The 580-nt window shown below is 49.3% G+C and carries 1 protein-coding gene; it reads left to right on the forward strand.

Features of this window, described 5'->3' with window-relative positions:
• Positions 1 to 580 (forward strand): membrane protein insertase YidC (gene yidC / locus R7Q46_RS28870; RefSeq protein ID WP_318078540.1); only part of this gene is annotated, 580 nt, incomplete at both ends.

A 580-nucleotide genomic window follows, 5' to 3' on the forward strand; every position in this document is an offset into this window, starting at 1 on the left:
CAGCTACGCGCTGAACGTTGAATACGATGTAGCGAACAACTCTGGTAACAACGCAACCTTCGGTATGTACGCACACCTACGTCAAAACCTAATGGACGCTGGTGGTAGCATCACAATGCCAACCTACCGTGGCGGTGCTTACTCAACTGAAGATACTCGTTACAAAAAATACAGCTTTGAAGATATGCAGGATCGTAACCTGTCTATCAACCTAGCAGATGGCCAAGGTTGGGCAGCAATGATCCAACACTACTTCGCAGCTGCTTGGATCCCTCGTAACGAACCAGGTACTAACCTTTACACTCGCGTAATTGGCAACCTAGGCGATATCGGCGTACGTATGCCGAACAAAACGATCGCGACGGGTGACCAAGCGAAGTTTGAAGCAACACTTTGGGTTGGTCCTAAGCTACAACAAGAAATGGCAGCAGTGGCACCCAACCTAGACGTAGTAGTGGACTACGGCTGGCTATGGTTCATCGCTAAACCACTTCACTCACTGCTTGCTTTCATCCAAAGCTTCGTCGGTAACTGGGGTGTGGCAATCATCTGTCTGACCTTCATCGTTCGTGGTGCAATG

The sequence above is a fragment of the Vibrio sp. 811 genome (genome assembly GCF_033339195.1).